General features: G+C 73.2%; 19 protein-coding genes. 3 read left to right on the top strand and 16 right to left on the bottom strand.

What is annotated here, in order from left to right; all coding sequences use genetic code 11:
- Positions 1-115 precede the first annotated feature (115 nt).
- Both AB9M23_RS03650 and AB9M23_RS03645 read left to right on the top strand, forming a co-directional pair.
- Positions 116-1219, top strand: coding sequence for a PilZ domain-containing protein (locus AB9M23_RS03650; protein ID WP_372422537.1), 1104 nt, complete (start codon positions 116-118; stop codon positions 1217-1219).
- A 68-nt stretch (positions 1220-1287) separates the two neighbouring features.
- Positions 1288-2484, top strand: coding sequence for an MFS transporter (locus AB9M23_RS03645; RefSeq protein WP_372422536.1), 1197 nt, complete (start codon positions 1288-1290; stop codon positions 2482-2484).
- Between the two features lie 10 nt (positions 2485-2494).
- On the opposite strand, the gene AB9M23_RS03640 is transcribed toward AB9M23_RS03645, so the two are convergent.
- The 12 genes from AB9M23_RS03640 to AB9M23_RS03585 form a co-directional block, all read right to left on the bottom strand.
- Positions 2495-3376, bottom strand: a complete 882-nt coding sequence (locus AB9M23_RS03640) for an alpha/beta fold hydrolase (protein ID WP_372422535.1) — start codon at positions 3374-3376, stop codon at positions 2495-2497.
- On the bottom strand, positions 3373-4140 hold the full coding sequence (locus tag AB9M23_RS03635) for an alpha/beta fold hydrolase (protein ID WP_372422534.1): 768 nt from the start codon (positions 4138-4140) through the stop codon (positions 3373-3375). The genes AB9M23_RS03640 and AB9M23_RS03635 overlap by 4 nt, the downstream gene beginning before the upstream one ends.
- Before the next feature lie 316 nt (positions 4141-4456).
- Positions 4457-5404, bottom strand: a complete 948-nt coding sequence (gene ispH, locus AB9M23_RS03630) for a 4-hydroxy-3-methylbut-2-enyl diphosphate reductase (RefSeq protein WP_372422532.1) — start codon at positions 5402-5404, stop codon at positions 4457-4459.
- Positions 5401-6681 (bottom strand): hydroxysqualene dehydroxylase, encoded by a 1281-nt coding sequence (locus AB9M23_RS03625; protein WP_372422531.1) that lies wholly within the window; start codon positions 6679-6681, stop codon positions 5401-5403. Before AB9M23_RS03625 ends, ispH begins: the two co-directional genes overlap by 4 nt.
- Positions 6678-8354: a squalene/phytoene synthase family protein gene (locus AB9M23_RS03620; protein WP_372422529.1), complete on the bottom strand. Its 1677-nt coding sequence runs from the start codon at positions 8352-8354 to the stop codon at positions 6678-6680. Before AB9M23_RS03620 ends, AB9M23_RS03625 begins: the two co-directional genes overlap by 4 nt.
- Before the next feature lie 4 nt (positions 8355-8358).
- Positions 8359-9477 (bottom strand): glycosyltransferase family 2 protein, encoded by a 1119-nt coding sequence (locus AB9M23_RS03615; protein WP_372422527.1) that lies wholly within the window; start codon positions 9475-9477, stop codon positions 8359-8361.
- Positions 9474-10199 carry a lysophospholipid acyltransferase family protein gene (locus AB9M23_RS03610; RefSeq protein ID WP_372422629.1) on the bottom strand — a complete coding sequence of 242 codons (726 nt, stop codon included), beginning with the start codon at positions 10197-10199 and terminating at the stop codon, positions 9474-9476. The genes AB9M23_RS03615 and AB9M23_RS03610 overlap by 4 nt, the downstream gene beginning before the upstream one ends.
- A 280-nt stretch (positions 10200-10479) precedes the next feature.
- Positions 10480-12015 (bottom strand): phytoene desaturase family protein, encoded by a 1536-nt coding sequence (locus AB9M23_RS03605; RefSeq protein WP_372422525.1) that lies wholly within the window; start codon positions 12013-12015, stop codon positions 10480-10482.
- Between the two features lie 69 nt (positions 12016-12084).
- Complete coding sequence (locus AB9M23_RS03600) at positions 12085-12579, bottom strand: DUF2141 domain-containing protein (protein WP_372422524.1); 495 nt, start codon at positions 12577-12579, stop codon at positions 12085-12087.
- Positions 12580-12597: 18 nt separating this feature from the next.
- Positions 12598-14145 (bottom strand): phytoene desaturase family protein, encoded by a 1548-nt coding sequence (crtI, locus tag AB9M23_RS03595; RefSeq protein WP_372422627.1) that lies wholly within the window; start codon positions 14143-14145, stop codon positions 12598-12600.
- Positions 14146-14325: 180 nt separating this feature from the next.
- Positions 14326-15375: an alpha/beta fold hydrolase gene (locus AB9M23_RS03590; RefSeq protein WP_372422523.1), complete on the bottom strand. Its 1050-nt coding sequence runs from the start codon at positions 15373-15375 to the stop codon at positions 14326-14328.
- A gap of 112 nt (positions 15376-15487) precedes the next feature.
- Positions 15488-16531, bottom strand: a complete 1044-nt coding sequence (locus AB9M23_RS03585) for a GMP reductase (protein WP_372422522.1) — start codon at positions 16529-16531, stop codon at positions 15488-15490.
- Positions 16532-16785: 254 nt separating this feature from the next.
- Between AB9M23_RS03585 and alaS the strand changes: the two genes are divergently transcribed.
- On the top strand, positions 16786-19446 hold the full coding sequence (gene alaS, locus AB9M23_RS03580; RefSeq protein WP_372422521.1) for an alanine--tRNA ligase: 2661 nt from the start codon (positions 16786-16788) through the stop codon (positions 19444-19446).
- A gap of 54 nt (positions 19447-19500) precedes the next feature.
- Here alaS and AB9M23_RS03575 read toward each other — a convergent pair whose 3' ends face one another.
- The 4 genes from AB9M23_RS03575 to AB9M23_RS03560 all read right to left on the bottom strand — a co-directional run bounded on the left by AB9M23_RS03575 (position 19501) and on the right by AB9M23_RS03560 (position 22930).
- Positions 19501-20331, bottom strand: a complete 831-nt coding sequence (locus AB9M23_RS03575; RefSeq protein WP_372422520.1) for a sulfite exporter TauE/SafE family protein — start codon at positions 20329-20331, stop codon at positions 19501-19503.
- Positions 20332-20420: 89 nt separating this feature from the next.
- On the bottom strand, positions 20421-20897 hold the full coding sequence (locus AB9M23_RS03570) for a PaaI family thioesterase (RefSeq protein ID WP_372422519.1): 477 nt from the start codon (positions 20895-20897) through the stop codon (positions 20421-20423).
- Positions 20894-21904 carry a tRNA dihydrouridine(20/20a) synthase DusA gene (gene dusA / locus AB9M23_RS03565; RefSeq protein ID WP_372422518.1) on the bottom strand — a complete coding sequence of 337 codons (1011 nt, stop codon included), beginning with the start codon at positions 21902-21904 and terminating at the stop codon, positions 20894-20896. The genes AB9M23_RS03570 and dusA overlap by 4 nt, the downstream gene beginning before the upstream one ends.
- A 45-nt stretch (positions 21905-21949) precedes the next feature.
- A complete protein-coding gene (locus tag AB9M23_RS03560) occupies positions 21950-22930 on the bottom strand; it encodes a hypothetical protein (RefSeq protein ID WP_372422516.1) in 981 nt (326 codons plus the stop codon).
- Between the last annotated feature and the right edge of the window lie 9 nt (positions 22931-22939).

Genomic DNA, 22939 nt, shown 5'->3' with positions numbered 1-22939 from the left:
GTGCCGTGCATTGCCGATCGGCTGCACGTTTCGAACATTATGGTCGTGATCGATTCAGGATTCCGGAACCGGCGCGGGCTTATGCTGACACCGCGAAACCACCCAAGTGCGCACCATGCTCGATTTCCAGGTCAGGCGGCGCTTCGCCCAGATGCGCCGCTCCTTCGCGACGTTGGGGTTCTCCGGCGCGGCCGCCGAGGCGGCGCGATCGCCCGACCTCGTCTTCGACGACAGCGAGGTCACGCCGTCGCGCGGGGAGCAGGCGCATGCCGTCGACTGGCGCCGCGACGAGGGGGAGGTCGCCGGCGGTGTCTCGACCCAGACGCGCGAGGCCGTGTTCCGCCTCGCCTACGCGATCCGGCGCGAGGCCGATGCGCTCGACGAGCTCGCGCCGCGCGCGCGCACCGCGGCGCGGCGCCTGTCGCGCGAGGAGGCGGACATCGCCGAGGCGCTCGACGGGCTCGAGCCGGAGGACCTGCGTCCCGCGCTCGATCTCGCGACGCCGCCGGTCGCGAGCCTCGTCGGCGAGGTGGCGGCGACCGCACTCTCGGTCTCCCTCGCCGCGGTGCGCGCGGGCGCATCGGCCCGCGGCTTCGCCGAGGCGTCGCGCCGGGTGGCGGATCTCGCGGCGCTGCTCGACGGCGCCTGGGCCGGGATCGAGGGCCTCGTGGCCGCGATCGAGGAGCGCTCGGCGGACACCGCCGCGCTCGCCGCCGACCTGCGGCGGCGCGGCGCGGGCATCGCCACCGGGCAACCGGAGTCCGGGCCGCGCGACATCGCGGCGCTGCGCCGCCTCGCCCGCGAGACCGAGGCGACGGCGAGCCGGATCGCCGAGACGGCGGAGGATCTCGCGCGGGCCGTGCGGACGCTCTCCGAAGGGCTCCTCGCCGTCGTGCGGCGCCCGCCCGAAGGTGAGCGACGCGCCACCGAGCGCGTGCCGGTGGATCTGCCCTGCGAGGTGCGCGTGGCGGCGGGACTGGTCTCCGGGCGGGTGCGCGATCTCTCGCTCACGGGCGCGCGCGTCGTGCTCGACGAGCCCATGGCGCTCGCACCCGGCCAGCCGCTCTCCTTCCGCCTGCCGGACGTCGCGCCCCTCGCGGGCTCCGTCGTCACGGTGGAGGACGCGAGCCTGCGCCTGTCGTTCGACCTGCGCCACGGCGCCAACGCCGGCGCCGTACCGGCGCTGGAGCGGCTCGTGCGCCTCGCCGAGGATCGGTGAACGCGCCTTCCAAACCACGCCACGATCCCGTAGGAAGGTCGCACCCGCGATCGAAAGGCGCGCTCCCCTTGGCCTCGCCCTCCCCCGCCCGCGCCCGCGCGGCTCCGCGCGCGCTCCTCGTCGTCGTCGCCTATCTGGGGTTCGTCTCGCTCGCGCTGCCGGACATCGCCCACGGCGTCTCCTGGCCCTTCGTGCGCGACGCCTTCGCGCTGCCGCAGAGCGGGCTGGGGCTGATCATGGCGGGGACCGCGGCGGGCTTCTTCGTCTCCTCCTTCTTCGCGGGGCGGCTGCTCGAGGCCGTGGGCGTCGGACGGCTGCTCGCGGGCTCGACCGGCCTCGTCGCGGCGGCGCTGGTCGGCACCGCGATCGCGCCGAACTTCGCGGTCTTCCTGGCCGCCGCGCCGCTCGTCGGGCTCGGCTCGGGCGCCATCGATTCCGGCCTCAACGCCTATGCGGCGGCGCGCTTCTCCGCGCGCCACATGACCTGGCTCCACGCCGCCTTCGGCTTCGGCGCGGCCTGCGGACCCTTCCTGATGACGGGCGCGCTCGTCGTCGGCGGCTCGTGGCGGCTCGGCTACGGCACGATCGCGCTGATCATGGGGGCGATGGCGCTCGTCTTCCTGTCGACCCGCGGGCTCTGGCGCGCCGATGCCGGCGGGCCGGTCGGGGCCGGTGCGCGCGCCGCCCCCGCCAGGGTGACGACCCGCGCCGCCCTCGCGCACCCGGTCGTGCGCCTGCAGATCGCGATGTTCTGCATCTACGTGGGCGTGGAGTACGGAGCGGGGCTGTGGATCTTCACCGTGCTGAGCGAGGGGCGCGGCCTGTCGGTCGAGCTGGCCGGGACGATGGCGGGGCTGTTCTGGGGCGGGCTCTTCGTGGGCCGCGTCGGCTTCGGCCTCGTCGCCGACCGGCTCGGAGAGGATCTCTCCGTGCGGCTCGGCCTCGCGGGGATGACGCTGGGCGCGGCCGCCTTCGCGCTCGCGCCGACGCCGGTCGGGCTCGTCGGCATCGTGCTGCTCGGCCTCGCCTGCGCGCCGATCTTCCCGATGCTGATGTCGCGCACTCCCGCGCGGCTCGGCGCCGCGCTCTCGGCGCACGCGATCGGCTTCCAGGTGTCGGCGGCGATGCTCGGCGGGGTGATCTTCCCCGCGCTCGGCGGCCTCCTGGCGGACACGATCGGGCTCGACGCGGTGCCGTTCATGGTGCTCGCCTCGGTGCTGGCCCTCGTCGTCCTCAACGCGATGCTCGAGCGCCGCACGGCCTGATCGCCGTCCGTCAGTCGGTCCGCCGGCGCAGGAAGCCCACCACCGCTTCGGCGAAGGCGTCGTTGGCGTCCCCCGCCACCATGTGGCGCGCCTCGGCGACGTCGACGAACTCCGCATCCGGCGCCATCGCCAGGAACTCGCGCGCCGCCTCGGGCGTGACGAGCTCGCTCGAGCCGCCGCGCACGAGGAGCGTGGGTACGGCGAGGGTACGTGTGGCGTGGTGGAGCCGCGCCTCCGCATGCTCCCAGTCGGCGTTGACGGAGCGCGGGCCGTCGAGGAAGTCCGCGTCCCAGTGCCAGCGCAGGCGCCCGTCCGGGGAGGCGCGCAGGTTCTTGCGCAGTCCGTCGAGCGAGCGCGGGCGCGGGCGATGCGGCAGGTAGGCCGCGACCGCGTCCGCCGCCGCCTCCAGCGAGGCGAAGCCCTCGCGGGCGTGGGCGCGCATGAAGCCCTGGATCTTGTCGACGCCCCGCGGGTCCATCCGCGGCACGATGTCGACGAGGACGAGCCCGCGGAACGGCGCGGGCGCGCCCGCCGGCGTCTCGCCCAGCGCCAGCAGCGAGGCGATGCCGCCCAGCGACGCGCCGATCGCCACCGGCGAGACGCCCTCGGCTTCGCCCTCGTCCGCCAGCGCCCGGCCCACGGCGGCGGCGTCCGCGGCGAAGTCGAGGAAGGAATAGCCGCCGTCCGGAGCGCGGTCGCTGTCGCCGTGGCCGCGCTGGTCGATGCACACGGCCCGCCAGCCTTCCCGCGCGAGCCGCCGGGCGGTCTCCTCCCACGCGTGCCGCGTCTGCCCGCCACCGTGGAGCAGAAGCGCCGAACGGGGCCCCTCCCCGTGGACGTCACCGACGAGGCGATTGCCGGCGGCGCCGACGAAGGCGCGCGTCGCGTTCACGGCCGCTCCTCGAGGAAGGCGAGGACGCCCGCCTTGTGGACCTTGTCGCCGACCGCGAGGTTGTGGTCGCGCCCGGGGATGTCGAGCGCCCGCGCGCCTGGGATCAGCGCGGCGAGCGCGGGGCCGGAGCCGGCCACCGTGTCGTTCGTGCCCACAGAGACCAGCACCGGCATCGCGAGCGAGGCCACCTCCTCGCGCGAGAGCGTCTGTCGCGAGCCGCGGATGCAGGCGGCGAGTGCCGCGAGGTCGCTCCCGGTCTGCTCGGCGAAGGCGCGGAACATGCGCTGCATCGGGTCCGTGAGCGCGTCGAGGGAGGGCGCCTCCATCGCGTCCGCGATGCCGAGCGGCAGCCCGACGCCCTCGACGAGGTGGATGCCGAGCCCGCCGAGCAGGGCCGCGCGCACCCGCCCGGGTGCCATCAACGCCAGATGCGCCGTGATCCGCGCGCCCATCGAGTAGCCCATCACGTCGGCTCGCTCGAGCCCGAGATGATCCATCAGCGCCAGCACGTCGCCGGCCATGACCTGCGATCCGTAGGCTTCCGGCTCGTGGAGCTTGGCGCTCTTCCCGTGGCCGCGATCGTCGAGCGCGATCACCCGCCGCCCGGAATGGGCGAGGGTCTTCGTCCACATCGTGTTGACCCAGTTGACCGCGTGGTTCGAGGCGAAGCCGTGCACGAGCACGATCGGCTCGTGCCGATCCTCGCCCGTGGGCGGAAGGTCGATGTAGGCGATGTCGACGCCGTTCGAGGAGAAATGCTGCATGGGAACCGAGGGCTGCCGGGTGGGCGGGGGCGCAGACTAGAGCGGATTTCGGCTGGAGGGAATCGGATCCGGCGCGCATCGGCGCCGATATCGACCTCGACGCGCACCACGAGCGCTTGCGCGACGGGACCCCGTCCCTGATCCGCTACGCGGATCGTCCCCGCCCCGAGGGGGCGGGAGCGGATGGCGGTTCCTCGCTCCTCCCCCGTCGGGGGAGGTGAATCGGCGCCGAAGGCGACGAGACGGAGGGGGTGCGCCGAAGGCGCGCTTCGGCGAAGCCGAAACCGGACGCTCGGAGCAGCGGGACCTCCCCTCGTCACCGCCCCGCCAGCACCCCGAGATCCACCGGCGCGAAGCGCGTCGTCTCGATCGTCGTGGTGATCTCCTCCACCACGACCTCGCGCCATCCTCGAAGCCGCTCGAGCGTCTCGCGCACCAGCACCTCCGGCGCGGAGGCGCCCGCCGTCAGGCCGATCGTGGCGACGTCGGCGACGAAGCTCGCGTCGAGCTCGGCGGCGTCGGCGATCATACGGGCCGGGCGACCCAGCACGGTGGCGAGCTCCCTGAGCCGCGTCGCGTTCGACGAGTTCGGCGCGCCGCACACGACGATGCGCTGCGCCCGCTCGGCGAGCACCCGCACCGCCGCCTGGCGGTTCTGCGTGGCGTAGCAGATCGTCTTCACGTCGGGCCCGACGATCGCGGGGAAGCGCGCGCGCAGGACCGCGATGATCTCGCGGGTGTCGTCGACGGAGAGCGTCGTCTGCGTCACGTAGGCGAGGCGCCCCGGGTCCTCCGGCTCGAGCGCCGCCGCCTCCGCGACGGTGCCGACGACGTGAACCGTGCCGTCGATCCGACCCAGGATGCCCTCGACCTCGGCGTGGCCGACATGGCCGATGACGACGAGCGCCCGCCCCTCCGCCGCGTGCCGCCGGCCCTCGACGTGGACGCGGCGCACCAGCGGGCAGGTGGCGTCGATCACGTCGAGGCCACGCGCCGCGGCCTGCCGCTCGACAGCGCGGGAGACGCCGTGGGCGGAGAAGATCGTCACTGCGCCGTCGGGGATCTCGTCCACCTCGTCGACGAAGACGACACCCTTCGCGGCGAGCTCGGAGACGACGCGGCCGTTGTGCACGATCTCGTGGCGGACGTAGACCGGGCGATCCGTCGCCGCGCGCGCCGCCTCCACCGCGCCGATCGCCCGCTCGACGCCGGCGCAGAAGCCGCGCGGGGCGGCGAGGAGCACGGTGAGCGGGGAACGCGTCATGGCGCGCTCTCCGCGGGGCGCGACCGCTGCGCGCGGACGGCGCGCGGCGGGCTCGCGGCCAGGAGATCGCGCGCGGCGTCCTCGCCGGAAATCACGGCGGCCTCGATCGTCGCCGGCAGGCGTGAGAGCCAGTCCCCCGCGAGGCGGACGTTGGCGAAGGGCGCGCGCGGGCGCGGCCCGTCGGGGCCGGCGGCCTGGCGTATCGTCGCCCGCTTCTCCTTGACCACGCGCTGCTCCACCGGCTCGCCGACGGCGACGCCCGCCGCGCGCAATGCGGGGGCGACCTCCCGCCAGATACGCGCGGCCAGCGCCTGCGGATCGTCCCCCACGGAGCCGCCCGCGGCGGAGACCGTGACGGAGACGTGGTCGTCCCGGGCGAGCGCCCAATGCGCCAGCGCATGGCGCAGGCCGACGAAGCGCGGCCGCGCCGGCCCGGCGACGCGGTAGTGCACGTTGACGATCGGCTCGTAGGCGTCCGGCACCGGCAGCGCCGGGAGGAGGCGGGCGATCTCGGCCGGCGGCAGCGCGAGGACGACGCCGTCGCCTGGACCGATCGCGACCGTGCGATCCGCCATCACGAGCCCGACGACGCGATCCTCCCGCACGGCGAGCGCGCGCAGGCGCGAGCCGAGCGCGATGCGCCCGCCGCCGCGGGCGAGCGTGTCCAGCGCGGGCGCCACGAGATCCGGCCCGAGCCCGCGCTCGGCGACGAAGAGCCGCGCGCCGCCCGGCCGGACGACGCGCCGCAGCGCCCGCCCCAGCCGGCGGGCGGAGGCCATCTCCACGGGCGTGTTGAGCACGGCGACCGTGAGCGGCTCGACGAAGCTCTCGAGCAGCGCCCGCCCCGAGAAGAGATCGCCGATCGCCCGGTCCGGCAGCGGCAGCGCGAGCCGCGCGAGGCGCGGCAGGTCGCCGAGCCCCAGGCCCTCGGGCCGCAGGCCCGGGCGCAGCCAGTCGAGCGGGTGGAGGCCGACGCGGGCGATCCGCCCGTTGGCGGCGTCCCACACAGGCAGGCCGGCCGGCTCCGGCTCGATCCAGCGCCCGCGCGCGCCGATCCGCTCGACGAGCGCGAGCGCCCGCGGGTTCGCGCCGAGCAGGGCGTGGGTGCCGTTGTCGTGCGCGAAGCCGCCCGCGTGCGAGACCGTGCGGCAGCGTCCGCCCGCCTGCGGCGCGGCCTCGTGGAGATGGACCTCCCATCCCGCCCGCGCGGCTTCGAGCGCCGCCGCGAGCCCGGCCACGCCGGCGCCGACGACGTGCAGGCGCCGCCCCGCGCTCATCGCGCCCCGCCCGGCATGCGCATCGCTTGCAGGATCAGGCGCGCCTTCTCGGGCTTGGTGAGGCGCATGCGCGGCCCGCGCGGATGCGCGAAGCCGCGGGCGACGAGCTTGGCGAAGAGGTGGCGGTAGCCCTCCATCATCACGATCGCCGGCCTCAGCGCGCGCCGGTCGAGCGTCGCCAGCATGCGGTCCGCCTCGGCGAAGCCCGCCTGCGCCTCCGCGCAGAGCGCATCGCAGGCCTCGGCGAAACGGGGGTGCGCGATCATCGCCCTCGCCTCGCCGTCGGCGATGCCGAGCGACGCCAGGCGATCGAGGGGCACGTAGACGCGGTCGATGGCGGCGTCCTCGTCGACGTCGCGCAGCACGTTGACGACCTGAAGCGTGCGCCCGACGACCAGGGCGAAGTCGTGGGCGTCGGGCGCGCCGAAGATGCGCACCGAGAGCACGCCGACCGCGCCGGCGACGCGCCGGCAATAGAGGTCGAAGGCGGCGGCGTCGGGAACGCGCACGCGGGGCCGGCCGTCGCTCTCCATGCCGTCGAGCAGGGCGTGGAACTCCCCCTGCGGCAGGTCGTGCGCCACCATCGCCCGGGCGAGCTCGCGGCCGATCGGCCCCGTCGGCGCCGCGGGGAGCGCGTCGATCTCCCGGCGCCAGGCGTCGAGGAAGGCGCGCTTCTCGGGGAGCGGCGCCGCGCCGTCGGCGATGTCGTCGATGACGCGGCAGAAGGCGTAGAGCGCGTAGTTGGCGCGCCGCCGCTCCGGCGCCTGCGCGGCCATCCCGAGCTTGAAGGAGGAGCCCGAGACGGCGACGATCTCCTTGACCACCCGCGGGTCGCTCGATGCCCGCCGCCGCGCCAGCGCCCCCGGCAGCCCGGCGAAGGCGGCGGCGAAATCCCGCTTGCCGAGCGCGACCCGCGTCGTCACCGGATCGTCCCTGCGCAGCTTCGCCGCGAGCCGGCGCGCCAGCGCGAGCGTCACGGCGCTCTCCGCGGCGAGGCGGCGCGAGCGCACGCGCTCGGGCAGGCTCGCGGCGCGGGCGAGGAGGTCGTCCACGCGGTCGAGCGCGGCGTCGAGGATCGGGCGGCGGCGGGCCGCGTTCGCCGGAGCGAAGAAGGCCTCCTCGCCGCCCGCCTCCTCCATCCAGGGCACCGGCAGGTAGACGCGGTCCAGCGCCGCGCGGTCCTTCTCGAGGTCCTGGAGGTGGTTGAGGATCTGCAGCGCCGTGCACAGCGCGTCCGCCGGCTCCTGCGCCGATGCGGCCTCCCCGTGGAGCCGCAGCAGGAAGCGCCCCACCGGGTCCGCGGAACGTCGGCAATAGCCGAGGAGCTCCGCCCAGTCCGCGTAGCGGGGCTTCACCGCGTCCTGCCGAAAGGCGTCGAGCAGGGCGAGCGCCTCGTCGACCCCCGCGCCGAATCGCCGGTCCGCGCCGTGCAGCGCCGCCGCCAGGGGCTCCGCCGGGTCGCCGGCGCGCAGCGCCCGCTCCAGCGCCGCGAGGCGGGCGAGCTTCGCCTCCGGAGCGGCCGCACCGTCGTCGGCGACGTCGTCGGCCGCGCGGGCGAAACGGTAGAAGGCGAGCACCGGCGCGCGCAGGGGGCGCGCGATCAGCCGCGAGGCGACGGGGAAGTTCTCGTCGCGGTGGGTCTTGGTCGAAACGGGCGCGGCGGCGATGCTCATGGGCTCATTGTGCCGGATAGACGCGCCCCTTCCAACCGCCCGCACGGCCGCGGCCGAGCTTCAGGAGCGACGCCCATTGGATGGCGAGGCCCACCCCGACGGTGGCGGGATGGAGCGGCACCGTCCACCAGCTCTCGCCGGTCGCGCGGGTGATCGCCGCGCGCATGCCCAGCGACAGCACGAGCGCGCCGAGCGCCGGCACGAGCGGGCCGATGCCGACGAGTGCGAGCGCGACGAGGATCGGCGGCAGCACGTGGCCGAAGCCCAGCAGCGCCGTCCAGACCGGCAGCTGGCGCCACGACGCCATCCCCTCGTGGGCGTTCTTGATGAAGCCCGCCCAGGCCGGCCCGAAGCCGTCGTACATGCGGCAGACGGCGAGCTCGGAGCCGAGCACGACGTCGGTCATGCGGCCGTGGTCGCGCAGGCGCCGGGCGAGCTGGATGCCGTCGTGCAGGAGATGTCGGATCGACGCGTGGCCGCCGATCGCGTCGTAGGCCTCGCGCGGGAACAACATCATCTGCCCGCAGGCCGCGCCGAGGCCGCGATCGGGGCGGGTGCGCATCATCGGCACGGGCAGATAGCCGAGCATCAGGAAGTTGATCATCGGCACGGTGAGCCCCTCGCCCCAGGTCTTCGTCACCTGGCGCGGCACGGCGCTGACGAGGCCGAGGCCCTTCGTCTCCTGGTGCGCGACGAGGGAGGCGGCCGCGCGCTGGGCGAGACGCACGTCCGCGTCGACGAAGAGGAGATGCGTCCCGCGCGCCGCGTCCGCCAGGCGCTGGCAGGCGTGGACCTTGCCGGTCCAGCCGGCGGGGAGCGGCGGCGCGCGCTCGAGCCGCACGCGCGCGTCCCGCGCGGCGAGGGCCGCGACGATCTCGGCGGTGCGATCGGTCGAGCCGTCGTCCATGACGACGACCTCAACGGCGACGCCCTCGCTCGCGAGCGCGCTCTCGACGCAGGCGGCGATGTTCTCCTCCTCGTCCCGGGCGGGGATCAGCACGGACACGCGCGTCCCCTCCCCGGCCTCGCGGAAGGCCGGCGTGCGCATGGCGCCGAGGTTCACCGCGGCGAGCAGCGCGCCGAGGGCGGCGAAGGCGAGGGCGAGGATGGCGATCACCGTCACGATCGGTCGTCTCCGGAATGGGGCCGGCGCCCGTGCGCCGCCTCGTAGCGCTCGCCCTTCATCGCCGCGAGCGCGCGCTTCCACAGTCCGTAGATGCCACCCACGCCGGCGGCGCCGGAGAGGACGGTCTCGAAGCGGGCCGGGTCGCGGGCGGCCACGTCCGCCGACAGGCGGTCGAGCACGCCGGTCAGCCGCTCCTCCAGATGGGTGCGCCGCGCCTCGCGATCCAGGGCGAGGAGGTCCGCCCCGCGCTCGGGCTCGCCGAAGGCGACGAAGGCCTCTGCGCCGCGCTGCTCCCAGAACTGGTACTCCATCGCGAGCGGCACGAAGAGCGCGTGCGGCGCGATCTCCGGCAGCCGCGCGACGCCGGCCCGCAGCCCGATCGGGCGGGTGCGCACGTCCATGAAGCGCCCCTGCGCCGCGAGCCAGATCGCCGCGTCGTCCAGCGTCAGGATGTCGGCGGAGGCCGCGAGGAAATCCGCCGCGCCCCTGGGGCTCTCGAGGTCGATGCCGTACGCGCCGATGCGCTTCATGAACCCGTAGGTCGTGAGCATCTCCGCGTCGATCGGGGCGTAGGACTGGCGCGCGGGAAAGAACGCGTCCGCCGCGAGGATGTAGGTCGCCGCGTCCCACCAGGCGGGGTGGTTCGTGTAGAGCACGATCGGCGCGGCCTCGCCGGCGAAGCCCGGGATGCCCCAGGGGGGAATCCAGAGCGCGTTCATGTGCTTCCTGAAGTAGCGCCTGAAGTAGGCCGTGAAGAAGCCGAGCCGGCGCGGATCGCGCAGGGTCGTGGGCCGCTCCGCCTGCGGCAAACGCGCCGCGAGCCGGCGGGCCTTGGCGCGGGGGTCGGCGCTCATGCGGGCTGCCGGCGATATGGCGAGGCTTCGCCGAAGCCGCGCCTCGGCGAAGCCGAAACCGCACGCGTCGAGCCGGGGAACCCCGCCCCGGATCCGCTGCGCGGATCGTCCCCGCCCCGCGAGGGCGGGAGCGGCGTGCACGGCCTCACGACGCCTTGGCCAGCCCGCCGCCGCGGGCGTCCTGGTCGAGGGCGTCGGCGGCGATCCAGCCGGACATCATCACCATCGGCATGCCCGGGCCGGGATGGGCGGCGCCGCCGGCGAGGTAGAGCCCCTCGATGTCCCGCGAGCGGTTGCCCGGCTTGAAGGCGCCGAGGAAGCGGCCGTGGCTCGCCAGACCGTAGATCGCGCCGTCGAGCACCTTGTAGCGGTCGTGGATGTCCTGCGGCGTGAGGTGGCGCTCCACCACGATGCGCTCCTCGATGTCCGGCATGCCGCCGGTGCGCTTCAGCTTGTCGATGATCTTCTCGCGGTAGGGCGCGAACATCTTCGACCAATCATGGTGCGGGCGCAGGTACGGCGTGTGGACGAGCACGTACAGCGCCTCGCCGCCCTCGGGCGCGACCGTCGGATCGGTCGCCGCGGGCGCGGCGAGGTAGGCCGTCGGGTCCGGCGCCGGCTCGCCCTTGTCGTAGATCCAGTGGAACTCCTCCTCGGGGTCCCGGGAGAAGACGAAATCGTGATGCGCGAGGTGGTCGTAGCGCTTGTTCAGCCCGAGATAGAGCACGACGCCCGAGCAGGCCGGCTCGAAACCCTTCTTGTCGTAGCGCGCCCCGATGTCGCCGCCGACGAGCTCGCGATAGGTGCGGATCGAATCCATGTTGGACACGACCATCTCGAACCGCTCGGTCTCGCCCGCCGCCGTCTCGACGCCCGTCACACGCTTGCCCTGGAGTTCGAGCCCGACGATGTCGGTCGACGGGCGCAGGGTCGCACCGAGGTCGGTCGCGAGCTTGGCGAGCCCCTCGGCGACGGCGCGGGTGCCGCCCATCGGGTACCAGATGCCCTCGGCGACCTGCATGTGCGCGATCGAGCACAGCACCGCCGGTGAGCCGTAGGGATTCGAGCCCACGTATTGCGTGAAGTGGTCGAGCATCTGCGAGAGGCGCTCGTCCTTCACGTGCGAGCGGATCGTTCCGGCGACGGAGGCGCCCATGCGCAGCGCCATCACGTCGCGCAGCGTGCCGGGATCGAAGTTCTTCTTGATGTCGATCGTGTCGAACAGATCCTCGACCGGCTTCCAGAAGAAGAACCGCTCGGAGATCTCGTGCAGGTTCTTCGACATGCCGATGAAGCGCTCGTAACCCTCGCCGGCGCCCTTGCCCGGCGCGAAGGCGTTCATGTCCGCCTTCATCTGGGGCACGCTCTCGCACAGGTCGAACTGCGTGCCGTCCTCGAAGAAGCAGCGCCACTGCGGATCGAGGCGCACGAGATCCATGTACTGCCCGATGTCGCGCTTCGCCTCGTCGAAGATCCGGTGGAGGACGCGGGGCACGGTGAGGATGGTGGGGCCCATGTCGAAGCGGAATCCGCCCTCGTGCAGCACCGCCGCCTTGCCGCCGACCCAGGGATTCTTGTCGAAGAGCGTCACCTCGTGCCCGCGCGCCGCGAGCACGCAGGCACTGGCGAGCCCGCCGAGCCCACCGCCGATCACCGCCACCTTCTTGGAAGACCCACTCACGTCACGCTCCTCTCGCTGGCCGTTCCCCGGGCCGCTTCGTCCGCCGCCTGCGCGCCGCCCCCGCGGCGCTCACCGGCTCTGTCGCTCGATCGCCTGCTGCACCGCGTCCTCGTCGTCGAGCGGCAGGCGCGCGAGGCGCACCGACACCGTACCACCGGACGCCGGCAGCTCGAAGGCCGCGCCGTCGAACGTCGGCGGCGAGAACCGGCCGACGTCGTTGGAGAAGCCGTACGGCTCGCTCGGCAACTGCCACAGCAGGATCGGCTGGGTGTCGAGCACGCCGTTGCGGTTCAGGTCCTGATAGGCCGCCACCGCCCAGCGCCCCGGCCTGACACCGTCGAAGCGGAAGGAGAGCGTCGAGCCGCTCGCACGCTTGAACTCGCCGATCGGGCAGGTCTCGCGATCGAGCGCGCGATCGCACAGGCCGACGAAGACCGGTCCCTGACCGACCGCGACCCCGCTGACCCGCACGACGAGCGAGGCGGCGGAGGCATGAGTCGGCGCGGCGGCCAGAAGGGCGGCGGCCAGGAGGGCGGCGCACAGGAGCGCGATGCGGAGCGTCACGGAGGCGTCCTTCTCTCGTCAGGCGCGGGCGGGCGCGCCGGTCGTGCGCCGGAACAGCGAGCGGCCGGGCCGCGCGCGCTCGGCGGCGAGGTCCTCGAGCAGGAGCCGCGTCGTGATGCGCGCCCCTTCGTAGATCACCGGCAGCCCCGAGCCGGGATGCGTCCCGCCGCCGACGAGGTAGACGCCCTTGCCGAATCGGTTGTGCGGGCGGAAGTAAAGCATCTGCCCCAGGTCGTGCGCGAGGTTGAACGTCGCGCCCTCGTTGACGGCGAACTCGTCCTGCCAGCCCGCGGGCGTGATCACCCGCTCGTAGCGGATTCGCCGCTCGATGTCGTGAAGCCCGAGGACCTTCAGCCGATCCAGGACCTTGGCCCGGAACGCCGCCGTCTCGCTCGCCCAGTCGGTGCCCGAGCGCAGGTTCGGCACCGGCACGAGCACGTAGAGGCTCGAATGGCCCTTCGGCGCCATCGAGGGATCGGTGCGCGCGGCGTTCTGGACGTAGAACGAGGGCTTCGTCGGCAGCCTGCAGCTCGAGATTTCCTCGATGTTGTTGGCGTAGTCGTCCGACAGGAGGATCGTGTGGTGCTCGAGGTCGCCCAGATCGCCCTCGATGCCGAGATAGAGCATGAAGGTCGAGCACGATATGCGCGCCCGCTCGAGCTTGCGGTCGGTCCAGCGCGGGCGGTGCGCCTGCGGGATCAGCCGGCGCGCGGCGTGGGCGAAGTCGCCGTTGACGACGACCGCGTCCGCCGGCTTGCGCTCGCCGTTCACGACGAGCCCCACCGCCCGGTCGCCCTCGTAGAGGATCTCGTCGACGGGCGTGTCGAGCGCGATCGTCACGCCCATCTTCTCGGCGAGCTTCGCCATCGCGTCCGAGACGGCGCCGCAGCCGCCGATCGGATGGAAGACGCCGTGCTCGTACTCGAGGAACGAGAGGATCGTGAACAGGCTCGGGCACTGGAACGGCGACATGCCCAGGTACTTCGTCTGGAACGAGAAGGCGAGCCGCACCCGCGGATCCTGGAAGTAGCGCTTCAGGTCGCCGTCCACGCTGGAGAAGGGGCGCATCATCGGCAGCGCCTGGAGCATCGCCGGGGAGACGACGTCGAGCGGGCTGTCGAACGGCCGCTCCAGGATCGGGCGGAAGAGCGCGAGCTTCTTGCGGTTCTCCTGCATGAAGCGCGCGACGTTCTCGGCGTCCTCCGGCGCGATCGTGGCGATCTCGGCCGCCATGCGGGCGATGTCCGGCGTCGCCCTGATGTCCCCGCCGCCCTCGAACACCACGTGGTACTGCGGGTCGAGACGCACGAGGTCCACGTGGTCGGCGAGGCTCTCGCCGCAGGCCTCGAAGATCTCGGCGAGGATGCGCGGGTAGAGGAAGAACGTCGGCCCGATGTCGAACTTGTAGCCGCCGGGCGCCGTCACCGTCTTGGTCCGGCCGCCGACCTGCGCGTCCTTCTCGTAGATCGTGACGTGGGCGCCCTGCTTGGCCAGCAGCAGCGCCGCCGCGAGTCCGCCGGGGCCGGCGCCGACGATCGCGACGCGCGCGCCCTTGGCCTCCTCCATCCCCGCGGACGCGTCGCGCAAATCGGCGAGCTCCGCCGCCGCGTTCTCGGCGTGCCCGAAATCGGACGCCAAACCCTCCGGGTTCCTCATCGTCGCTCTAACCCCCGACACCAACGCGCGCTCGAATGTGCGGCATGTTCGCCGTCTCCTCAACACCTACGCTGCGGCGCACCCGCAGGATCACACGAGCCCGCGCTCCGCCGCATCCCCCTGGACGGGGCCCCGCGCCGGATCGTGCGCCGCGCCGCTCGCCCTCGCCATCGTCTCGTCGATCGCGGCGAGGATGACGTCCCGGGCGAAGTAGTGGACCATGTGCCCGAGACCAGGGAGGAGCGCAACGCGTGCGCTCGCGATCTCGGCGGCGAGGCGCCGCGTGTGGAGCGCGCCGGGGATGACCTTGTCCTCCGCGCCGTGGAGGAGCGCCAGCGGCACCGCGCACGCGCCGTAGCGCGGCATCAGCGCCGCTGCGGCCGATTGCATCACCGCGAGCTCGGCGGCGGCCGCCCGGATCTGCTCCGGGCGCTCCCCGTAGGCGAAGGGGTAGTTCTCGAGCATGCGCGGCGGAATCGGGTGCGGGTCGAACAGGCGCGGGTAGAGCCTGGGCGCGAGCCGCCGCATCGTCTGCGGGCCGAGCGTCCAGACGAGCGCGGGCCCGACGACCGGCGTCGCCGGCAGGCCCATCGCCGCCACGTCGCTGCGTTCCTGCGGATAGTAGAAGCCCGACATCAGCACCGCGCCCGCGACCGCATCGGGATGATCGAGCGCCATGGCGAGCGACACGAGCGAACCCCAGGAATGGCCGACGAGGAGCGGCCGCGTCACGCCGATCTCCGCGAGGAAGGCGCGCAGGAGCACAGCCTGGTCGCGCGGGTCGTACGATCGGCCCGAGGGGCGCGACGAATGGCCGTAGCCCGGCCTGTCGAGCACGATGCAGCGATAGCGGGTCGCGCAGGCGTCGACGAGGCCCGAGACGAGCATGTCCTCGAGGCAGGCTCCGTTGCCGTGCACGAACAGCAGCACGGGCGCGTCGCCGGGATCGCCGTCGGTCGGTCCGATGTCGACGTAGTGGAGACGCACGCCCTCCACGGCGACGAAGCGCCCGATCGGCGGGTGCGTCTCGCGCGAGACCTTCCGGGCGTTGAGCCAGGCGTGGAGCGCCGAGCCGCCGGCGGCGAGCGCGATCGCCCCCAGCGCGGCACCCGCGATGCGGGGAGGGTCGATCTCTGCCATGGGCGTTGCGTCTCCGGGTCGGATCGAGGATGAGCCTAGCGGCAACCGACGGCCACGCCCATCCGTTCCGGCTGCGACCGGACCGCGCGCCAGCCCCCGCGCGTGTCTCCCCTCAGCTCCCGAACACCGTGTTGAGCTGCGCGCCCACCATCACGAAGGTGGTGCGCTTGGGCACCTCCTTGAGCGACATCGCGCCGATGTAGGTCATCATCGAGCGCACGCCGCCCATGATCTCCTGCATCGTGCCGTCCACCGGGCCGCGATAGGGCACCTCGACCGTCTTGCCCTCGGAGGCGCGGTAGGCGGCGACGCCGCCGGCATACTTCTTCATCGCGGTGTCCGAGGACATGCCGTAGAAGATCATCTTGGCCGGCTGTGCGACCCCGTCCACCGTCTCGCGCACGATCTCGCCCTCGCACTCGTCGTGTCCGGCGAGCATGCCGCCGAGCATGACGAAGTCCGCCCCCGCCCCGTAGGCCTTGGCGACGTCGCCCGGCACGGTGCAGCCGCCGTCGGCGCAGACGAGACCCTTGAGTCCGTGCGCGGCGTCGGCGCATTCGATCACGGCGGAGAGCTGCGGGTAGCCGACGCCCGTCATCTTGCGGGTGGTGCACACCGAGCCCGGCCCGATCCCGACCTTGACGATGTCGGCCCCCGCCAGGATCAGCGCCTCCGTCATGTCGCCGGTGACGACGTTGCCGGCCATGATCACCGCCTCCGGGTTCTCCGCGCGGGCCCTCTCGACGATCTCGACGAACTTCTCGGTGTAGCCGTTGGCGACGTCGATGCACAGGAGAGGCACCGGCGCCCGGCGCTTGACGGCGGCGAACTTCTCCCAGTCCGCCTCGGCGGTGCCGAGCGTGTAGAAGGCGTTCGCGGCCTCCGGACCGTCGAAGAAGTCGACCAGCATCTCCGCCGGGTAATGCTTGTGCAGCGCCACCATGGCGCCGTGGCGGGCGAGCGCGGCGGCCATGCCGATCGTGCCGGTGACGTCCATGTTGGCGGCGATCAAGGGGAAGCCCGTCCAGGTGCGCCCCGTATGCATGAAGCGCAGCGTGCGCGTGATGTCGACGGCGGCCCGCGAGGCCAGCGTCGAGCGCTTGGGCCGGATCAGCACGTCCTTGAAGTCGAGCTTGGGGTCGTTCTCGATGCGCATTCCGTGGGGCCTCCCGAGGCCTCTGCTCGAACCCCGCACGCGGTACGCGCGGGCGGTCGAAACCCGCGCGACGCACGCCGCGGTCCGTGGGGATTTCGCCGCAGACTAGCCGCTCGGGGGCGGGCGGACAATGCCGGGCGCCCGGCCGGGCGCCCGCGCGAGCCCTTCCCCTCGACAAGCCGAACGCCCAACTCTAGAACGGCGCAACGCTTTTCGGCGGCGTCCCACCGCCTCCCCTTTCGCAGAGTGTCTCCATGAGCGGCGTCAACCAGATCCGGTCGGCCTTCCTGAACTACTTCGCGCGGAACGGGCACGAGATCGTCCCCTCGTCCCCGCTCGTGCCGCGCAACGACCCGACCCTGATGTTCACCAACGCCGGCATGGTGCAGTTCAAGAACGTCTTCACCGGCGTCGAGAAGCGGCCCTACACGACCGCGACGACGGCGCAGAAGGTCGTCCGCGCGGGCGGGAAGCACAACGACCTCGACAACGTCGGCTACACGGCGCGCCACCACACCTTCTTCGAGATGCTCGGCAACTTCTCCTTCGGCGACTATTTCAAGGATCGCGCGATCGAGCTCGCCTGGAACCTGATCACCAAGGAGTACGACCTTCCCGCCGAGAAGCTGCTGGTCACGGTCTATTCCGAGGACGAGGAGGCGGCGGCGCTCTGGCGCAAGATCGCCGGGCTCCCCGACGGCCGGATCATCCGCATCCCGACCTCCGACAACTTCTGGCAGATGGGCGACACCGGCCCCTGCGGTCCCTGCTCGGAGATCTTCTACGATCACGGCGCGCACATTCCCGGCGGCCCGCCCGGCTCGCCCGACGAGGACGGCGACCGGTTCATCGAGATCTGGAACCTCGTGTTCATGCAGTACGAGCAGCTCTCGCCGGAGGAGCGCGTGAACCTGCCGCGGCCGTCGATCGACACCGGCATGGGTCTGGAGCGCATCGCGGCGGTGCTCCAGGGCACGCACGACAACTACGAGATCGACACGATGCGCCTGCTCACCGGCGCGGTCGAGACCCTCACCGGCGTCGACGCCAACGGGCCGCACAAGGCCTCGCACCGGGTGATCGCCGATCACCTGCGCGCCTCGGCCTTCCTCGTCGCCGACGGCGTCCTGCCGGCCAAGGAGGGACGCGGCTACGTCCTGCGCCGCATCATGCGCCGGGCCATGCGCCACGCCCAGATCCTCGGCGCCCGCGATCCGCTGATGCATCGCCTCGTGCACACCCTCGTGCGCGAGATGGGCGAGGCTTATCCCGAGTTGAGCCGCGCCGAGCCGCTGATCCGCGAGACCCTCGAGCTCGAGGAGCGGCGCTTCCGCAAGACGCTGGAGCGCGGGCTCTCGATCCTCGACGAGGAGACGAAGACGCTCGGCCGCGGCGAAGAGCTCTCCGGCGAGACGGCCTTCACCCTCTACGACACCTACGGCTTCCCCCTCGACCTGACGCAGGACGCGCTTCGCGCCCGCGGCATCGGCGTCGACAAGGCCGCCTTCGACGCGGCCATGCAGCGCCAGCGCGAGATGGCCCGGGCGGCGTGGGCCGGCTCCGGCGAGGCCGCCACCGAGACCGTCTGGTACGCCATCCGCGAGGCGGTCGGCGCGAGCGAGTTCCTCGGCTACGAGACCGAGAAGGCGGAGGGCGTCGTCGCCGCGCTCGTCCGCGACGGCGCGCGGGTCGACACGATCGGCGTCGGCGACACCGGCCTCCTCGTCGCCAACCAGACGCCCTTCTACGCCGAGAGCGGCGGCCAGGTCGGCGACACCGGCACCGTCTCCGGCGCGGGCTTCCGCGCGCGCGTGACGAACGTCGAGAAGAAGCTCGGCGATCTGTGGGTCCACCACGTCACGGTGGAGGACGGGCACCTCGTCGTCGGGCATCCGGCGGAGTTCGTGGTCGACCGCGCGCGGCGCGCGACGATCCGCGCACACCATTCGGCGACCCACCTGCTCCACGAGGCGCTACGCCAGGTGCTCGGCGACCACGTCGCGCAGAAAGGCTCGCTCGTCGCGCCCGATCGCCTGCGCTTCGACATCTCCCACCAGAAGCCGATCTCGGAGGAGGAGCTCGGCCGCGTAGAGGCGCTGACCAACGCCCTCGTCCTGCAGAACGAGCCCGTGGTGACCAAGCTGATGAGCGTCGACGACGCCATCGCCTCGGGCGCCCGCGCCCTCTTCGGCGAGAAGTACGGCGAGGAGGTCCGCGTCGTGTCCATGGGCACGAACCCCGAGGGCGCGCTCGCCGGCAAGCCATACTCGGTCGAGCTGTGCGGCGGCACGCACGTGGCGCGCACCGGCGAGATCGGCATGGTCTCCATCGTCGGCGAGAGCGCGGTCGCCGCCGGCGTGCGCCGCATCGAGGCGCTCACCGGCGAGGCCGCGCGCCGGCATCTGGCGGAGGAATCGAAGGCGCTGCACGGCGTCGCGGGCCTGCTCAAGACGACCGTCGACGAGGTGCCCGGCCGCGTGGCCGCTCTGGTCGAGGAGCGCCGCCGGCTCGAGCGCGAACTCGCCGAGGCCCGCAAGAAGCTCGCCATGGGCGGCGGCGGCTCCGGCGACGGCGCCTCGGACGTGCGCGAGGTCGCCGGCGTGAAGCTGATGGCCCGCGCGGTCGAGGGCGTCGCGCCCAAGGACCTCAAGAGCCTCGTCGACGAGGGCAAGCGCCGGCTCGAGTCGGGGATCGTCGCCATCGTCGGTGTCTCCGACGACGGCAAGGCCGGCGTCGTCGTCGGCGTGACCGAGGACCTGACGGAGCGCTACGACGCGGTGGCGCTGGTGCGCGCGGCCTCCGAGGCGCTCGGCGGCAAGGGCGGCGGCGGTCGCCGCGACATGGCCCAGGCCGGCGGCCCGGACGGCACGAAGGCGCAGGCGGCACTCGACGCGATCGCCGCCGCGCTCGACTGAGGGCGGCGTTCCGGCGCGCACGGGCGGGCGAACCGCCCGGCCGCCGAGGCGCCGCTACTCGAAGATCGAGACGACGAAGCGCAGGCACACGATCGCGAGGAAGATGCCGAAGGCGACCTCGAGCTTGCGCTTGGGCCAGGCGTGGGCGAGGTTCACGCCGATCTGCGCCGTGAGCAGCGTCGTCGGCACGACGAGCAGGAAGCCCAGCACCGAGACGAATCCGATCGCGTCCGGCGGCAGGCCCTCCCTGCCCCAGCCGGCGAGCACGTAGCCGATCGCGCCGGGGATCGAGATGATGAGCCCCAGCCCCGCCGAGGTCGCCACCGCCTGGTGGATGCCGCGCCCGTGCAGCGTCATCAGCATGTTCGAGATCTGCCCGCCGCCGATGCCCATCAGCGCCGAGGCGAGCCCGATGAAGGAGCCGTACGCGCGCAGCAGCCAGCCCTTCGGCAGGTCGGTCGCCAGCCGCCAGGTGTCGTTGCCGAACAAGAGCTTGATGGCGTTGAGTCCCGCCACCAGGATGAAGACGAGCTTGAACACCCACGGGTCGGCGAAGCGCGCCACCGCCGAGCCCACGAGGACGCCGACGACCACCGGCACGGCCCAGGACCTGAGCAGCGCCATGTCGACGGCGCCCTTCTTCCAGTGGCCCCGGAACGAGCGGATCGAGGTCGGGATGATGATCGCGAGCGACGTGCCCACCGCGAGCGGCATGCGCACCTCCTCGTCGACGCCGAGCAGCCGGAAGGCCTCGAACAGGATCGGCACGATGATGGCGCCGCCGCCGACGCCGAAAAGCCCCGCGAGCACGCCGGCGAGCGCGCCCGCCGCCAGGAGGCCGGCGGCGAGCACGGCCAGGTCGCCATAGGGAATGCCCATGAACATGGAGAGGATCGCCCGTGGTTCGCTCGAGATGAGCCGGCTCTCGGGTTAGAAGCTCGCCCCCTCTCCGGCAAGCCGGGAGCGCCCGCGGTTCAGTCCACAACGCCTTGGCGATTCTCCACCGCGACGAGGGTGGCGGTGAGCTGCGCGCACAGCTTGCGCGTGCCGTCGTCGCCCGCGATCCGTTCCGCGAAGACCCGCGCTTCCGCGACCGAGAGCAGGCGCCCGGCCTTGACCACCGTGCCGATCGCCACGAGCCGCGCGCCGGCGGCCGGGGCCAGCAGGTTGATCTTGAACTCCGCCGTGAGCACGCCGCGCCCCTCCGGCATGCGCGTCAGCGCCGCGTAGCCGGCGGCCGAGTCGGCGATGGTCGCCACGGCGCCGGCGTGCACGAAGCCGTGCTGCTGGAACACCGCGGGCGTCACCGCGAGCGCGATCTCCACCAGACCCGGCTCCACGTGCAGGAGTTCGGCCCCGATCGTGCCCATGATCGCCTGCTTGGCGAAGCTCGCCTCGACGCGCCGCACGATCGCGGCGGGATCGGCGGGATCGGCCGGCGCGTCGCTCACGCCGCGTGCTCCCGCGTCTCGTCGGCGCCGGCGTCGGAGCGGCGTACGTGCTCCAGCGCGGCGCGCAGGGTCTCGAGCCCCGCGCCCGGCTTCACCGCCTCCATCGCCAGATGGCGCCGCCAGGTCCGCGCGCCGGGGCGGCCGGCGAAGAGGCCGAGCATGTGGCGGGTGATCGACGAGAGCCGTACGCCCTCGGCGAGCCGCCGGGCGACGTAGGGCTCGAACGCCGCCACCGCCTCGAACGGGTCGGCGACCGGCGCCTGCGCGTCGAAAAGCTCCGGGTCGACGCGCAGCAGCAGCTCGGGATCGTGATAGGCGGCGCGCCCGAGCATGACGCCGTCGACATGGCCGAGTTCGGCCCGGCACGCCTCGAGCGAAACGAGGCCGCCGTTCAGCGCGATCGGCAGGTCCGGCAGCCGCGCCTTCAGGCGATGCACCCGGCCGTAGTCGAGCGGCGGCACGTCCCGGTTCTCCTTGGGCGAGAGCCCCTGCAGCCAGGCTTTTCGCGCATGGACCACGAGCGCGTCGACGCCGGCGGCGACGACAGCGTCGGCGAGCGTGTCGAGCGCGGCCTCCGGGTCCTGGTCGTCGACGCCGATGCGGCACTTCACCGTCACCGGCACGGCCACCGCCGCCTTCATCGCCGCGACGCAATCCGCCACGAGGGCGGGCTCGCGCATCAGGCAGGCGCCGAAGCGCCCATCCTGCACCCGGTCCGAGGGGCAGCCGACGTTTAGGTTCACCTCGTCGTAGCCGAGATCCGCGCAGATCCGCGCCGCCCGCGCCAGCTCCGCGGGATCGGACCCGCCGAGCTGGACGGCGACGGGATGCTCCGCCTCCGAGAAGCCGAGCAGCCGCTCCCGGTCGCCGTGGATCACCGCGCCGGTGGTCACCATCTCGGTGTAGAGCCGTGCGCGCCGCGACAGCACGCGATGGAACGCCCGGCAATCGCGGGTCGTCCAGTCCATCATGGGTGCCACGGAGAAGCGGATGGTCTGCGGGGTCATGCCTCGGAAATAAAGCGGCGCGGCGCGCGGAGCAAGTCGCGCCGCTCAGGCCGCCCGCGCCACCAGCTCGCGCAGCGACGGCGCGAGGTCGTCGCATTCGCGGCCGAGGAAGCGCAGCAGCGCGCGCTCGGCTGCGCTGAGCCCGGGTCGGGCCTCGATGCGGGCGACGAGCCAGGCGAGCTCCTCGTCGTCGACCCGCGCCGGCGTCAGCCCGTCGCCGAGCGGGTTCGGCTCCGGCGAGACGTCTCGGGTGCGCACGCCGAAGGCGTTGGCCGCCATGGTCTTGAAGGTGGCGGCGATGCCCGATCCCAGCGTGCGGCGCTGGTCGAGCCATTCCTCGCGGCGCATCACCTGGAGCCGCGTCGGCGCATGGCGGCCGGGGCCGGCGAGGAGGTGGTTGCCGATCGCGCGGGCGAAGAGATCCGCGAAGCTCGGGTCGTTGGCGGCGTTTGCCGTCGCGTCGGCGATGTCGAACAGGACGTTCGCCTCCGCGCGCGTCACGTGGCCGAACCCCTCGCTGGAGGCGACGAAGAGCACGCGCCGCAGCGCGTCGACGTCCGCGTGGGTGACGCGTCCCGGCTCGTGGCGCAAGCCCGTGATCGCCTCGCCCTCGCCGGTGAGCACGACCTGCTTCACGAGGCCGAGCGCGAAGGCGGCGAGCCGGTCGGGCACGCTTCGCGAGAGCTCCATCACCCTGATGAGCGCGGCGAACTCGCTGGAGAGCACCGGGTGGCCGTCCAGCCGTGCGATCAGCCAGGCGGCCTCGGCCTCGCCGAGATAGCCGCGGGGCTGGACCTGGTGGACGAGGAGATCGGCGATCGCCTCGCAGAAGAAGTCGCGCCACTCCCGGCAGCCGCTCTCGCCCACGGTGCGCGCCAGGTCGAACAGCATCTCGCCCTCGACGAGCGAGATCGCGTCGTCGTCGCCGTAGACGCGCCGGCGCAGGGCGCGCACGCCCTCGGGCGTGAGGGGCAGCCGCTCGAGCGTGGCGAAGCCGTCCGCGGGACCGGGTATGGAACCGGGCATTGGGGCACT

Source organism: Salinarimonas chemoclinalis (genome assembly GCF_041514305.1).
GTDB classification, from domain to species: domain Bacteria; phylum Pseudomonadota; class Alphaproteobacteria; order Rhizobiales; family Beijerinckiaceae; genus Salinarimonas; species Salinarimonas chemoclinalis.
The sequence above is the reverse complement of the archived record's forward strand: the minus strand, read 5'-3'. Positions and strand labels throughout refer to the sequence as shown.